A 14,177-nucleotide genomic window follows, 5' to 3' on the forward strand; every position below is an offset into this window, starting at 1 on the left:
TTCTACAGCGCGTAGAATTCGATCGTGCGGTAACCACCGCACGCGACGATGCGGCGGGATTGCCGCCGCCGGAAGGATTCATCGTGACCGTTGCAACAGAGACGCGATCGGCAACTTCGACCTGGGCCACTCGACTGGTGCGGCCGGTGGGGATCCTCGCCGTCATCGCCGGACTGGTCATGGTGATCGCGGGCGGCGTGGTCTGGGGCGTGGTGAGCAGCCAGCTGCAGGCGCAGAAGATCACCGTGAGCGAGGACGCGGCCGCGTTCGGCGGGCAGACCGTCGCCGGACCCTTCACCGCCCTCGCGCAGGCCGACATCATCAACACGCACGCGGAGAAGCTCTCGGGCGGCAAGACCTACGCCGAGCTGGAGCAGGACGACCCGCTGCGTCCGATGGTCATGAACGCCTCCTTCCTGCGTGCGTCGCTCTTCACCTCTGTGGTCTCGTTCGGCGTGGCGGCGTTCGCCATGGGTGCGGGCGTGATCATCGCCCTGCTGGGCTGCGCCATCTCGCTCATCGCTCCGCGCCGCGCGGGCGCCGGCGCCGCAGCAGCGCCGGCGGTGTAGCACGGGTGGGATCGGTTCCGCGTCGATCCGGAGGCGGCGCCGCGTGACCCACGAGCGGTGGTCGGAGCTCAAGCGTGCGACCAGGCTGCGGCTCGCGGCACGAGCGGCTCACTAGACCGAAGGGGCGGTACGTCGACACACGTACCGCCCCTTCCGCGTGCCCGGGGCGCACCCTGACCCGACCCTGAGCGCACCCTGATTCCTCTCCGCGGGGGTTGCGATGATCGCAACTCGCGATATATCGTGACTCTGTCAACATCGCGATATATCGCGAGTCACCGTAGCAACAGAGCCGCGTGGCAGCGGCATCAGGAGAGGTCAAGAAGATGGCACAGGAGAAGTGGCTGGTCCAGCCCGGCGAGAGCCGCACGATCGACGTGGAGCTGGTCCGCACCCTCAAGGTCGGTTTCATCGGCGGGCAGATCGACGTCATCGCGCACGACGAGCCCGGCGCGCGCGTCGAGGTGCACTCGGTGCAGGGGCGGGATCTGAAGATCACGATCGACGGCGACCGGCTCGAGATCGATCACCCGCAACTGCGCTGGGACAACTTCATCGAGGTCTTCAAGTCGATGCGGTCCAACGCCAAGGCGGACGTCAGCGTGCTGGTGCCGCGCGACGTCGCCCTCAAGTTCGGTGTCGTCTCGGCGACGGCGCTGATCTCGGGCCTGCACACCGACGCGCGCCTCAGCACGGTCTCCGGCGATGTCGTCGCCGACGGGCTGGTGGGGGACATCGAGCTCAACTCGGTCAGCGGCGAACTGTCCGTGCGCGACCACGCCGGGCGGATCAACGCGCACACCGTCTCGGGCGACGTGACCGTCAGTGGCTCCATCCGCAAGCTCTCCGTGGACGGCGTCTCCGGCGATGTGATGGCCGACATCTCGGGCACACCTGACGAGATCGCCATCAACACGGTCTCGGGCGACTCGACCATCCGCATCCCGGAGGCGATCGGCGCGCGCTACCGGGCGAACACGGTCTCGGGCCGGGTGCAGCTGGACAACGTGGTGGTCGTCGGCTCCGTCGGAAAGGGGTACACCGGCACCGCCGGCACCCTCGACGGCTCGTGGGTCGACATCAACGTGAACTCCGTCTCCGGCGCCGTCTCCGTGCTGCGCGGAGCGCGGGCGTCGCAGGAGGGTGCACGCCAGGGCGGCGAGGAGGCGTCGGCGTGACCCCCGTCTTCGCCCACGGCAGCCTCCGGCTGTACCTCCTCAGCCTGCTCGACGAGTCGCCCCGGCACGGGTACGAGCTCATCCAGGCCCTGAGCGACCGCTTCGGCGGCACGTACACGCCGAGCGCGGGCACCATCTACCCGCGGCTCGCCAAGCTGGAGGAGGAGGGCCTCGTCACCAAGCAGGCCGACGGCCGCAAGACGGTCTACGCCATCACCGAGGCTGGCCGCCGCGAACTCGCGGAACGCGAGCATGAGCTCGACGCGATCGAGGACGAGGTGACCGACTCGGTGCGGCGGCTCGCCGACGAGGTGCGCGCGGGCGTCGACGACGCCATGCGCACCCTGCGCGCCGAGCTGGCCTCGGCCGCCCGCGAGAGCCGACGGGACGCCACACGCTTCGATCCCCGGCGGGAGGCGCGCGACGCGGCCCGAGAGGCGTCTCGCGACGCGCGGGCGGCGGCCTCCTCGGCGATCCGCGAGGCCGATGTCGCGCTCAACGACTTCCGCCAGCAGCTCCGCACGGAGCTGCGGCTGCAGGCCTCGCGCGGCACCCTGCCCGACGACATCGTGACGCTGCTCAAGGACGAGCTGGTGCGGGTGCGCCGCTCCGTCCTGGAGGCGCTCGCGCGACGCTGACGGGATGCGCCATGTCGTCGCTGCGGTTCTACCTGCGCACGGCCCCGCCCCGGGAGGAGGTGCCGGACGCGCGATGCACAGCAACTCCCGGCCAACGTTCTGAGAGATCTCAGAGAGAGGCTCCGACCCCCGTTCCGCCGCGTCATTCCGCGGATGTGGAGGGGTTGCGGATGCGAAGGCCGAGCCTTGCAGAAACGCAACAGGGCACCCCCTCGACGCGCCGACTTGACAGGGTATTGGCAGCGAGTAGTGTCGTCCCTCGTGACAAATGAGGGGAGATCCCCGAAGCGCTGGTTGATCGGCGACCCGCTTCCGAGCGAAAAGCTCGAAGGACAGCTGCTCCCGAAGCACCTCGCCCTACCCATCTTCGCCTCCGACGCACTCTCGAGCGTGGCCTACGCCCCGCAGGAGCTGCTGATGATCCTGCTGCTCGGCGGGCTCGCCTTCCTGAGCTTCGCGCCGTGGGTCGCGGCGGCGGTCGTCGTCCTGCTCGTCACGGTGGTCCTCAGCTACCGCCAGCTCGTCAAGGCATACCCCTCGGGCGGCGGCGACTACGAGGTCGCCCACAAGAACCTCGGCGAGAAGGCCGGCCTCATCGTGGCCTCGGCCCTGCTCGTGGACTACGTGCTCACGGTCGCCGTGTCCGTCGCGTCCGGCGTCGACAACGTGATCTCGGCGCTGCCGTTCCTGGCTCCGTGGCGCGTCGAGTTGGCGGTGCTCTGCGTCATCCTCATCGCCGCGGTGAACCTGCGCGGTGTGCGCGAGTCGAGCAAGGCGTTCGCCCTGCCGACCTACATCTTCATCGGCAGCGTCTTCCTGATGATCGTCACGGCGCTCATCCGCACGGTCTTCGGCAATGCGCCCGTCGCGGAGTCGGCCGGCTATCAGGTCCACGCCAGCAGCCTGACGCAGGCGGCGATGGTGCTGCTGCTGCTCCGCGCGTTCTCCAGCGGCTGCTCGGCCCTGACGGGTGTCGAGGCCGTCGCCAACGGCGTCCCCGCCTTCCGCACCCCGAAGATCCGCAACGCCCGCGTCACGCTCGGCCTGATGGGCGGCATCGCGATCGTCCTGTTCGCCGGCCTCACCGCCACCGCGCTGATCAGCGGCGTCCACTACGCCGAGAACCCCTGCGACCTCCAGGGCTGGGCCCAGTGCGCGACCTCGCCGCAGCGCAGCCTCATCGCCCAGATCGCCGCGGCGACCTTCGGCAACAACACGTTCTTCTTCTTCCTCATCCAGGCCGCGACCGCGATCGTCCTGCTGCTGGCGGCGAACACCGCCTTCAACGGCTTCCCGCTGCTCGGCTCGGTGCTCGCCCGCGACTCCTACGCCCCCAAGGCGCTCAACACCCGCGGCGACCGTCTCGTCTACTCGAACGGCATGATCGTCCTGGCGCTCGCCGCCACGGCCCTGCTGCTCGTCTACCAGGCGAACCTCACGCAGCTCATCCAGCTCTACATCATCGGCGTCTTCGTCTCGTTCACCCTCGGCCAGTCCGGGATGGTGAAGCACTGGATCTCGCTGCTCAAGGAGGGCGGCCAGACCGGCCGCGAGCGCAGCAGCATCGTCCGCTCGCTCTGCATCAACGCCTTCGGCGCCTGCCTGACCGCGATCGTGCTCATCGTCGTGACGATCACGAAGTTCACCCACGGCGCGTACCTCGTCTTCATCTTCATGCCGGTCCTGTGGTTCCTGATGCTCGGCGTGAACCGGTACTACCGGGACGTCGAGAAGGAGATCGAGGTCGACCCGATCACGACCTTCGGCTCGGTCGGCGACCACGCCATCGTGCTGGTCGGCAAGATGCAGAAGCCGGCCCTCAAGGCCCTCGACTACGCGATCGCCGCCCGGCACGACTCGATCGAGGCCATCCACGTCTCCATCGACGAGGAGGCGACCGAGGAGCTGCAGAAGCAGTGGATCGAGCAGAACATCCACGTGCCGCTCACGATCATCGAGTCGCCGTACCGCGAGTTCGGCGTCCCGCTGATCAAGTACCTCAAGCACCGGCGCGAGGAGCACGGCTCCGAGGTCACGACGGTCTACCTGCCGCAGTACATCGTCGGGCACTGGTGGGAGGGCCTCCTCCACAACCACCGCGCCCGCCGCCTCGCCAAGCAGCTGATGCTCTGCCACGGCGTCACCGTCGCGCTCGTGCCGTGGCTGCTCGACTCCTCGTCGCTCATCTACGGCCGCCGCTCGCGCCCGCTGCCCGGCCAGGACCGCCGCGGCGAGCCCGTGCGCGCCATCGCCCGCCGGCCGCTGGTGCCGGCGTCGAAGCCGCACGCGCGCATCCACATCCACTCCACGCCGCTCGCCGTCGGGCAGCCGGACAACTCGGTGCCGGATGTGCCCGAGGTCGTGGGCGAGACGACGGGCGAGACGCTGCCGACGCCTCCGGAGACCCCCACGCCCACCAAGCGCTGAGCCTCCTGCGCTCTGTACACTGTGTCGGTCCCGGTCTGAGAACTCGGACGTCGTGTCGAGGCGATCCACACGGATGGCGCGTAGGGTCGCAAGAGGGCCTGACGCCATTCATCGCAGAAGAGGAGTGCCATGAGCTACGCCGTGACCAATCCCGCCACCGGCGAGACCGTGAAGACTTTCGAGCCCATCGGCGACGCCGAGCTCGAGGCCGCGATCACCGCCGCCAGCGACGCCTACCGCGGCTGGTCGAACTCGTCCACCGTCGAGGAGCGCGCCGCCCTCATCCGCCGCGTCGGAGAGCTGCACGTGGAGCGCCGCCAGGAGCTGGCCGACATCATCGTCCGCGAGATGGGCAAGCCGGTCGAGCAGGCGCTCGGCGAGGTGGACTTCGCCGGAGCGATCTACGAGTACTACGCCGACCACGCGGCGGAGTTCCTGGAGGACGAGCCGATCACGCTGCTCGACGGCGAGGGCACCGCGGTCGTGCGGCGCTCGGCGCTGGGCGTGCTGCTCGGCATCATGCCGTGGAACTTCCCGTACTACCAGGTGGCCCGCTTCGCCGGTCCGAACCTGGTGATCGGCAACACCATCCTGCTCAAGCACGCGGAGCAGTGCCCGGAGTCGGCCGCGGCGATCGAGAAGATCTTCCTCGACGCGGGCTTCCCCGTCGGCGCGTACGTCAACATCTACGCCGGTCACGACCAGATCGAGAAGGTCATCGCCGACCGCCGCGTGCAGGGCGTCTCGCTGACCGGTTCGGAGCGGGCGGGCGCGGCCGTCGCCGAGATCGCCGGCCGCAACCTGAAGAAGGTCGTGCTGGAGCTGGGCGGGTCCGACCCGTTCATCCTGCTGTCCACCGACGACCTCGACGGCACCGTGCAGAACGCCGTCGACGCCCGTCTCGACAACAGCGGCCAGTCGTGCAACGCGGCCAAGCGCTTCATCGTCGCCGACGACCTGTACGAGTCGTTCCTCGAGAAGTTCACCGCCAAGCTCGCCGAGGTGGAGGCCACCGACCCGACCAGCGAGGAGTCGGCCCTCGGCCCGCTCTCGTCGCTGCGCGCGGCGGAGAACCTCGAGGACCAGGTCAACCGCGCGGTCGAGAACGGCGCCACCCTGGTGCGCGGAGGCGGCCGCAACGGCGCCTTCTTCGAGACCACCGTGCTGACCGACGTCACCCCGGAGAACCCGGCCTCGCAGGAGGAGTTCTTCGGACCGGTCGCGCAGGTGTTCCGCGCGAAGGACGAGGCCGACGCGGTCCGCATCGCCAACGACACCCCGTTCGGGCTGGGCTCGTACCTCTTCACGACCGACGAGGAGCAGGCGCACCGCGTCGCCGACCAGATCGAGGCAGGCATGGTCTTCGTGAACCTCGTCCTCGCCGACGGCGCCGAGCTGCCCTTCGGCGGCGTGAAGCGCTCCGGCTCGGGCCGTGAGCTCGGCCGTTTCGGCGCCGACGAGTTCGTCAACAAGAAGCTCATCCGCATCGGCTGATCCGCCGGATGCACCGCGAAGCCCCGCGCACCGCCTGGTGCGCGGGGCTTCGTGCGTCCTCGGCGCCCGATGTGACACGGCGTCTATTCGGGACGAGGGGATTCGACAGAGCGTCGAACGCATCCGCGTCGCGGGATACGTACCGTGGGCCTCACACAAGTGCTTGAGGAGGAGCCGTGGCCCTGACGTTGGATCGGACGGAAGCGAACCCGCTGGATGAGGCGATCGCCCAATTGGACGGCGCGATCGCGACGCTCGGCTACGACGCGGGGATACGCGACATGCTCGCCACCCCGCGTCGCGAGATGACCGTGGCCGTGCCCCTGCGGGCGGATGACGGGACCGTCACGGTCTTCACCGGCCACCGCGTCCAGCACAACTTCTCGCGCGGTCCGGCCAAGGGCGGCCTGCGGTTCAGCCCGCACGTCACGCTCGAAGAGGTGCGGGCGCTCGCGATGTGGATGACGTGGAAGTGCGCCCTCGTGGACATCCCGTACGGCGGCGCCAAGGGCGGCGTGCGGATCGACCCGCGCCTCCACTCCGAGGCGGAGCTGGAGCGGGTGACGCGCCGCTACACCAGCGAGATCCTGCCCATCCTCGGGCCGGAGCGCGACATCCCGGCGCCCGACATCGGCACGTCCGAGAAGACCATGGCGTGGATCATGGACACCTACTCGGTGGTCTCGGGATACACCGTCCCCGGCGTCGTCACCGGCAAGCCGCTCAGCCTGGGCGGTTCGCTCGGCCGTGCGAGTGCCACCTCCCGCGGCGTCGTGCACATCGCGCTGGCGGCCCTGCGCCACCGCGGCATCGCGCCGGCCGGAGCGACGGCCGTCGTGCAGGGCTTCGGCAAGGTCGGCCGCGACGCGGTCTTCTTCCTGCACGAGGCCGGCGTGTGCGTCGTGGGCATCGCCGACCAGTACGGGGCCGTCTACAACCCCGCCGGCATCGACCCCGAGCGGCTCGCCGCGCACGTCGACGCCACCGGCTCGGTCGTCGGCTACATCGGCGCGGAACCGGCCGACAGCGCCCAGGTGCTGGAGCTCGACATCGACCTCCTCATCCCGGCCGCCGTCGAGGGCGTGCTGACCGAGGAGAACGCGCCGCGCGTCACGGCCCGCGTCATCGTCGAGGGCGCCAACGGGCCGACCACGGCCGCCGCCGACGCGGTGTTCGCCGCCAACGGCCAGCTCGTGGTGCCGGACATCCTCGCCAACTCCGGCGGCGTGATCGTCTCGTACTTCGAGTGGGTGCAGGCCAACCAGGCCTACTGGTGGCGGGTGGACGAGGTGGAGGCCAAGCTCGAGGAGCGCATGCTCGCCACCTGGCGCGACGTGCTCGAGTCGGCCCGCGCGCGCGACCTCACGCTGCGGGCGGCCGCGACGGCCCTCGCCGTGGAGCGGGTCGCGGAGGCGCACCGGCTGCGGGGGCTGTACCCGTAAGTCGCGAGCGGTCGGGGTGCCCGGGTGCTCCGGCTCCGGGTGCTCCGGCTCCGGGTGCTCAGACCGGCCGCGTGAACAGGTGGACCGTGATCGCCTGGCCGTCGTCGTGGATGTGGATGTCGCGCTCGGGATCGGCGACGAAGCCCAGGCTGCGATAGAGGGCGTGGGCGCCGGTCATGTGCTCGCCGCTGTTGAGTGCCACGACGCTGTAGCCGCGCCGGCGGGCCTCGTCGAGGGTGAACGCGGTCAGGCGGGCGCCGATGCCGCGGCGCCGAGCGTCCGGGCTCACCGCGAGCAGGCGGAAGTACAGCTCGCCCTCCCGGAGCGCGCCGCCGAGGTCGTGGCCGTCGCGCAGGATGGAGACGGTCCCGACGAGCGTGCCGTCCGCGTCGGCCGCGACCCAGACGTCGTACTCCTCGGTGCGGCCGGCGGTGTCGAGCAGTTGGGCGCGGTAGCCGTCGCTGATCGTGTAGTCGTGCTGGTAGGCGGCGAAGCTGAGCTCGCCGACCGCCGCGTACTCGGCCGGGTCGGCCAGTCGGATGACGAGACCGTCCTCCGGTGCCGTGGTCGATGCCGTCTCCGTCGCGCTCATCGCTCTCCTCGTGTTTCGCCTGGTGGTCGCATGAAGCGCAACGCGCGTCCCCGCCTCCGTCTTCCCGGATACGCGAAAGGTGAGTCGTTGCGGGTCCGCAGGGGCGGACATCCGCGACGACTCACCTCTCGGAGGCGCTAGCGGGGCGAGCGGGCTAGCGGTAGAGCGGGGTGCCGTCGGGGGCGGCGGGGACGGGGGTCCCGTCGAGGTGGAGGGGCCAGCCGAGCTGTTTGCCGGCGGGGACGGAGCCGAAATCGGGGCGGCCGTCCGGGCCGGCCGAGAGCGGGGTGCCGTCGCTGAGGTGCGGCCAGGCGAGCGCGCGCGGCGCGACGGGCGGCGCGGCCGGTGCTTGGGCGGCGGCCGGAGCCGACGCTGCGGGCGCCGTGGGAGCCGGGGCGGCCGGAGCCGGTGCTGCGGCGGCCGGTGCTGCCGGCGCAGCCGACGCCACGGGAGCAGTGGGCGCTGCGGCGGGTGCGGGAGCCGGGGCCGCCTGCGGTGCCGGAGCGTAGCCTCCCGGAGCCGGAGCCGGAGCCGGAGCCGGAGCCGGAGCAGGCGCGGTGAACGCGGGAGCGGCGGGGATCGGCTGGCCGTACCCTGCCTGCGGGTACCCGGCCGGAGCGTAGCCGGCGGCGGCGTAGCCGGGCGTCGCGTGCCCGGCGGCGCGCTGCTCGCGCGAACCGAGCAGCCCCCACAGCGGCACCAACACGAAGCAGACACCGGCGACGATGCTGATCGCTCCGATGAAGCGGCCGTAGAACTCGTAGTCCCACAGCGAGTTCAGGGAGTGCGGGGCCGGCAGCGTCACGAGCACCGCGATGAGGGCCAGGGCGGCGAGGGCGACGACCGCGAAGATGTCGGTCGGGCGGCTGCGCCAGCGGTTCCAGATCAGGCGCAGGAGGTCGCCGAGCCCGAGCATCGCGCGCACCCAGAGCAGGGTGCCGATGGCGAGGAAGAACGCGCCGAACTGGTCGCCGACCGAGAACGGGCTGAGCCAGATGATCCCGATCCAGAGCAGGAGCAGGTAGGCGTCGGCCCCGAGCGAGGAGAGCTCGAACCAGGAGGGGCGGAACCGGCCGATCAGGGAGTCGAGCCAGACGAGCAGGGCGAAGACGACCAGGGTGACGTTGGTCGCGATCACCCGGCCCAGGGTCTCGCCGCTCACGCCGAACAGCACGAAGCCGATGGAGAGCAGGGCTGCGAGGATCACCGCCCCGATGAGCACGCGCGGGGCCCACCCGCCGATCGCACTGTTCCGGATGCCAGGTGTCGTCACGTTCGCACGCCTTTCCACGGTTTGCACGGAGGCGCGATCGCCCCCGTGAGTCACGCTAACAGAACGGTGCCGCGGCACATCCGGGCGGGCACCGACATTCCGCTCCGGGTGGACCGCGGCGGCCGGGCCACGCGGGAGGCGTCAGGCCGATCGGAGGATGCGCGCCGTCGTGCGCACGCTGAACGCGAGGGCGTCGAGCGGGATCCGTTCGTCGACGGCGTGGTAGTGGCCGAAGGCGTCGAAGTCGGCGTCGGTGCGCAGCGGGACGAAGCCGTACCCGGTGACGCCGATCCGCGCGAGGTGCTTGTTGTCGGTGCTCGCCGGCATCAGGAAGGGGACGAGCACGCCGTCCGGATCCTCCGCCGCCAGCGCGGACGCGAAGACGTCGAGCAGGGGACCCTCAGAGGCCGCCTCGATCGGCGGGATCCAGCGGTCCCAGCGCAGCTCGACCTCCTCGCCCACGAGCGCCTCGACCTCGGCGCGCAGCCGCTCCTCCGCGCCGGGCACGACGCGGACGTCGAACTGGGCCGTCGCCTCCGCCGGGATGACGTTCGACTTGTAACCGCCGGCGATGACCGTCGGGGACACCGTGTTCCGCAGGCCGGCTGCGACCAGCGGGCCGGCGATCCCGAGCCGGTCGAGGGCGGCGGGGAGGTCGTCGACCGTCAGAGTCTCGCCGAGCAGCTCGGAGACGCGGCGCGCGAAGGCCTCCACGGCGGTGGTCGGCTCGAGGGGGAACCGGTGCTCGCCGATCGCGGCGACCGCTCGGGCGACCCGGGTGATCGCGTTGTCGGAGGTCGGCCGCGAGCCGTGCCCGGCCGAACCTCGCGCGGTGACGTCGAGTCGGCCCACTCCCTTCTCCGCCGTCGCGACCAGATACCCCCGGCGGTCGCCGAACGGGACGGAGAAGCCCCCGACCTCGCTCACGGCCTCGGTGGCTCCGGCGAATCACTCGGGCCGGTTGTCGATCAGCCAGCGGACGCCCCACACGCCTCCCGCCTCCTCGTCCGAGAAGAAGGCGAAGATCAGGTCGCGCGCCGGGACGACGCCTTCGCGGCGGAAGGCCCGGGCCGTCGCCACCAGCGCGGCCGCGTGGCTCTTCATGTCGAGGGCGCCGCGGCCGTAGAGGAATCCGTCGTGGAGCTCGGCGGCGAACGGTGGATGCGTCCAATCGGCGGCCTCGGCCGGGACGACGTCGAGGTGGGCGTGGGCGATCAGCGCGCCCCGCGACGCGTCCGCGCCCGCGAGCCGAGCCACCAGATTGCCGCGGCCCGGCGTGGACTCGGCGTAGTGCGTCTCGTAGCCGGCCTCCTCCAGCAGCGACTGGACGAGCCGGGCGGCGCGAGCCTCCCCGTCGCCGATGGTGCGCGGGTCGCCGGTGTTGACGCTCTCGATTCGGATGAGGTCGCGGGCGATGCGGAGGGTCTCGGCCTCGAGCAGGGCGGTGTCGGAGACGGCGGCGGTCATGCCCGCGATTCAACCCCATGCGGGCCTCGCGTCCAAGGCTCTGTGACACCGCTTGACCTTGACGTAACGTCAAGATCTACCGTGATCAACGCACACAGCGACACACGAGGGAGGAGCCGCGCATGGACTGGTCCATCCAGGACATCGCCCGCATCGCCGGGACGACGAGCCGGACGCTGCGCCACTACGACGACATCGGCCTGCTGCGGCCGAGCCGCGTCGGGGGCAACGGCTACCGGTACTACGACCGGGACTCCCTCGTGCGGTTGCAGCGCATCCTGCTGCTGCGCGACCTCGGGCTCGGCCTGCTGGCCATCGCCCGGGTGCTCGCGGACCGGGAGGAGGCGGTGCCAGCGCTGCGCGACCACCTCGGGTGGCTGCGCGGCGAGCAGGATCGGCTGGCGCGGCAGATCGCGTCGGTCGAGACGACGATCCACGCTGTGGAGAAAGGAGCGGAGGTCATGGCAGAAGAGATGTTCGACGGGTTCGACCACACGCAGTACAAGGAGGAGGTCGAGCAGCGCTGGGGTCGCGAGGCGTACGCGTCGTCCGACCGGTGGTGGCGCGGGTTGACGGCGGAGGAGCGCCAGGGGTGGAAGGAGCGCCAGGAGCGCCTCGCCGCCGACTGGACCGCGGCCGCCGGCCGCGGCGTCGACCCCGCGTCGGACGAAGCGCAGGAGCTGGCTCGGCGGCACGCCGACTGGCTGGCCGACATCCCGGGCACCCCCGGCCACGGGGCGGGCGGTCCGCCGGCCGCGTACCTGACCGGCCTCGGCGACATGTACGTCGCCGACCCGCGCTTCGGCGCGAACTACGGCGGCGCGGAGGGGGCGGAGTTCGTCCGCGACTCCCTCCGCATCTACGCCGCCGCCCACCTCGGGTAGGCCTCGCGAGCGCCGAGGAGGCGGACGATCCGCCTCCTCGGCGCTTTTCGCGCGAGTTCGTGCCGCCTCGGTGGCGCTGCGAGGGGAGGCTCGCGCCGCTCAGCGGGAGAGGCGGCGGTCGAGCAGGAACGCGGCGATGGTCGCGAGCACGAGCAGCGCGGCGCCGGCGAACAGCGTGGCCGAGCCGAGCGGCAGCAGCACGCCGACGAGGGCGGCGCCGAGCGACGAGAAGCCGACCTTGATGCCGGCCATCGTGACGAACACCTGCGCCTCGGCGCCGTGCGGCGCGTACGCCGTGCGCGCCGCGAGGCTGGCGGTGAAGAGCACTCCCGTCGCCGCGCCGAGTGCCGCGTACACGACGACGGCGAGCGGGAACGTGAGGGCCAGGAGGCCGGCGGCGAGCATCCCGAGCACCCCGAGCGTGCCGCGCAGGACGAGCCGATCGGCTTCGCCGCGGAGCGGGACGGCGATCAGCACGAGCGAGACGGCGAGGTTGCCGAAGCCGTACGCCGCGGTCAGCGTCGCCGACTGCGCGGGAGGCTGCGCGAGGGAGGCGGCCGTCGCCACCGCGATCAGCGGGACGGCCCCGAGCGGGATGGCCGTGACGGCCGTCGCGACCGTCGTCCGCCGGAGGCCGGGCACGCGCACGAGCATCCCGATGGCCTGCAGGATGTTGACGGCGGGGGCGGGGCGGTCGCGGCCCTCCCGATCGGGCCGGGGGAGGAGCAGCACCAGCGCGGCGCCGACGAGGGCCGCGGCGGCCGCGCCGAGCACCGAGACGGCAGGACCGGCCGTCGCGGCGACGGCTCCGATCGCCGCGGGGCCGGCCGTGCCCGCGATGCCGTAGGTGGCCGCGTCGACGCTCTGGGCGCGGCGTTGTGCGACCGCATCACCGCCGACGATGCCCGCGAGCTGGCTGCTCATCCCGCCGGTCAGGAGGGGGCCGGCGGCGCCGGCGACGAGGAGGGCGATCGCGCCGAGCCACGGTGCGGTTCCGATCGCGGGGACGGCGACGGCCAGCGCCAGTCCGTAGAGGGCGCCCGCCGCGGAGAGCACCGCGCGCTTGGCGTGCGTTCTATCCAACAGTTGCGCGGCCACTGGCCCGAGCAGGTGCGGCAGCGTGATGCATGCCGCCAGGAGGCCGGTCCCGGCACCGAGGCGGTGCTGCTGCGCGAGCAGGACGACGCCGATGACCGCGGCCGCATCCGCCCCGCGCAGGAGGCAGGCCGCGACGACGTACACCGCCAGCCCGCTCCGCCTCCCCCGCACTCGACGCACCGTACTCCGGTGGCGAAGGGGTGGTGAGGACTCGGGTGGGGGCGCCGCTAGGCGCGGCGGGCGCGGGTGCGGCCGTTGAGGCGGTCGTCGAGCCAGTGCGCGGCGATGAGGCGCGAGGGGCGTGTGGCCTCCTCGGGCGTCTCGACCGGCTGCGCGGGCGCCCGGTCGGGCTGCGCCCGGCGCACCAGTGGGCCGTGCGCGTGGTCCGCGAAGCGGCTGCGGGCCGCCGCGTCGGACTCGAGCAGGATGCCGTCGCGCACGTCGACACGCGCGGCATCCTGCTCGTCCCGAAGGCCGGTCCCTTGCACGGCCGTGCCTTCGAGCTCGCCCTCCAGCGGCGCGGCCGTTGCAGCGAGCCGCGGCAGCCGGATGGCGAAGAACGGGATGGTGATGGCGCAGAGCGGCCCGATCAGCAGCGCCTCGGCGAGGGTGCCGACGCCGACGTTGCCGCCGAGGAACCAGCCGATGATGAGCACCACGATCTCGATGCCCGTCCGCACGGCCCAGATCGGCCAGCCGGTGCGGGCGTGGAGGCCCGTCATCAGGCCGTCGCGGGGGCCCGGCCCGAGCTGGGCGCCGATGTAGAGGCCGGTCGCCACGGCGAGCAGCGCGAGCCCGGCGAGGAACACGAGGATCTGCGCCCACAGCTCCGTCTGCTGTGGGATGATCCACAGCCCGAACTGCGCGCTCGGCCCGACCAGCAGCACGTTCAGCACGGTGCCGAGGCCCGGGCGCTGGCGCAGCGGGATCCAGAGCAGCAGCACGGCCAGCCCGACGACGTTGGTGATGAGGCCGAACGCCCACCCGCTGTGGATCGACAGGCCCTGCGCGAGCACATCCCACGGCGACACCCCGATGGCGGCCCGCACCATCAGCGCGATGGCCATCCCGTAGAGGAAGAGGCCGATCAGCAGCTGGACGAGGCGCCGGGTCAG

12 protein-coding genes and 1 pseudogene are annotated in these 14,177 nt (G+C 71.8%); 7 read left to right on the forward strand and 6 right to left on the reverse strand.

The annotated features are described in order from the left end of the window. Positions 1-83: 83 nt before the first annotated feature. The 6 genes from BGO91_RS18170 (at position 84) to BGO91_RS18195 (ending at position 7,748) form a co-directional block, all read left to right on the forward strand. Positions 84-569 (forward strand): aromatic ring-opening dioxygenase LigA, encoded by a 486-nt coding sequence (locus tag BGO91_RS18170; RefSeq protein WP_290474143.1) that lies wholly within the window; start codon positions 84-86, stop codon positions 567-569. A gap of 326 nt (positions 570-895) precedes the next feature. Continuing rightward, a complete protein-coding gene (locus BGO91_RS18175) occupies positions 896-1,747 on the forward strand; it encodes a DUF4097 family beta strand repeat-containing protein (protein WP_290474144.1) in 852 nt (283 codons plus the stop codon). Beyond that, positions 1,744-2,385, forward strand: coding sequence for a PadR family transcriptional regulator (locus BGO91_RS18180; protein WP_290474145.1), 642 nt, complete (start codon positions 1,744-1,746; stop codon positions 2,383-2,385). The genes BGO91_RS18175 and BGO91_RS18180 overlap by 4 nt, the downstream gene beginning before the upstream one ends. Before the next feature lie 294 nt (positions 2,386-2,679). After that, positions 2,680-4,812, forward strand: a complete 2,133-nt coding sequence (locus tag BGO91_RS18185; RefSeq protein WP_290474496.1) for an APC family permease — start codon at positions 2,680-2,682, stop codon at positions 4,810-4,812. Positions 4,813-4,941: 129 nt separating this feature from the next. Further along, a complete protein-coding gene (locus tag BGO91_RS18190; protein WP_290474146.1) occupies positions 4,942-6,306 on the forward strand; it encodes an NAD-dependent succinate-semialdehyde dehydrogenase in 1,365 nt (454 codons plus the stop codon). A gap of 176 nt (positions 6,307-6,482) precedes the next feature. Further along, complete coding sequence (locus tag BGO91_RS18195) at positions 6,483-7,748, forward strand: Glu/Leu/Phe/Val dehydrogenase (protein WP_290474147.1); 1,266 nt, start codon at positions 6,483-6,485, stop codon at positions 7,746-7,748. A 58-nt stretch (positions 7,749-7,806) separates the two neighbouring features. Here BGO91_RS18195 and BGO91_RS18200 read toward each other — a convergent pair whose 3' ends face one another. The 4 genes from BGO91_RS18200 to BGO91_RS18215 form a co-directional block, all read right to left on the reverse strand. Further along, a complete protein-coding gene (locus BGO91_RS18200) occupies positions 7,807-8,340 on the reverse strand; it encodes a GNAT family N-acetyltransferase (RefSeq protein WP_290474148.1) in 534 nt (177 codons plus the stop codon). 154 nt (positions 8,341-8,494) lie between these two features. Beyond that, the gene (locus BGO91_RS18205; RefSeq protein WP_290474149.1) at positions 8,495-9,613 is read right to left on the reverse strand and encodes a hypothetical protein; all 1,119 of its coding nucleotides are present in this window, start codon (positions 9,611-9,613) and stop codon (positions 8,495-8,497) included. Positions 9,614-9,754: 141 nt separating this feature from the next. Further along, complete coding sequence (locus tag BGO91_RS18210) at positions 9,755-10,540, reverse strand: peptidase dimerization domain-containing protein (protein ID WP_290474150.1); 786 nt, start codon at positions 10,538-10,540, stop codon at positions 9,755-9,757. 21 nt (positions 10,541-10,561) lie between these two features. Then, positions 10,562-11,080 (reverse strand): M20/M25/M40 family metallo-hydrolase, encoded by a 519-nt coding sequence (locus tag BGO91_RS18215; RefSeq protein ID WP_290474151.1) that lies wholly within the window; start codon positions 11,078-11,080, stop codon positions 10,562-10,564. A gap of 122 nt (positions 11,081-11,202) precedes the next feature. On the opposite strand from BGO91_RS18215, the gene BGO91_RS18220 reads away from it, so the two are divergent. Then, complete coding sequence (locus BGO91_RS18220) at positions 11,203-11,964, forward strand: MerR family transcriptional regulator (RefSeq protein ID WP_290474152.1); 762 nt, start codon at positions 11,203-11,205, stop codon at positions 11,962-11,964. A gap of 99 nt (positions 11,965-12,063) precedes the next feature. Here the strand turns inward: BGO91_RS18220 and BGO91_RS18225 are convergent, their stop codons facing one another. Continuing rightward, entirely contained in the window at positions 12,064-13,233 is a 1,170-nt protein-coding gene (locus BGO91_RS18225) for a hypothetical protein (protein WP_290474153.1), read from the reverse strand. A 383-nt stretch (positions 13,234-13,616) separates the two neighbouring features. Further along, a pseudogene (locus BGO91_RS18230) lies at positions 13,617-14,177 on the reverse strand (membrane protein); the annotation flags it as partial.

This window comes from Leifsonia sp. 71-9, from assembly GCF_001898805.1.
Classification (GTDB): domain Bacteria; phylum Actinomycetota; class Actinomycetes; order Actinomycetales; family Microbacteriaceae; genus Leifsonia.

Coding starts and splice junctions, on each gene's coding strand:
- BGO91_RS18175 (WP_290474144.1), top strand. CDS start 896: ATGGCACAGGAGAAGTGGCTGGTCCAGCCCGGCGAGAGCCGCACGATC.
- BGO91_RS18190 (WP_290474146.1), top strand. CDS start 4,942: ATGAGCTACGCCGTGACCAATCCCGCCACCGGCGAGACCGTGAAGACT.
- BGO91_RS18200 (WP_290474148.1), bottom strand. CDS start 8,340: ATGAGCGCGACGGAGACGGCATCGACCACGGCACCGGAGGACGGTCTC.
- BGO91_RS18215 (WP_290474151.1), bottom strand. CDS start 11,080: ATGACCGCCGCCGTCTCCGACACCGCCCTGCTCGAGGCCGAGACCCTC.
- BGO91_RS18220 (WP_290474152.1), top strand. CDS start 11,203: ATGGACTGGTCCATCCAGGACATCGCCCGCATCGCCGGGACGACGAGC.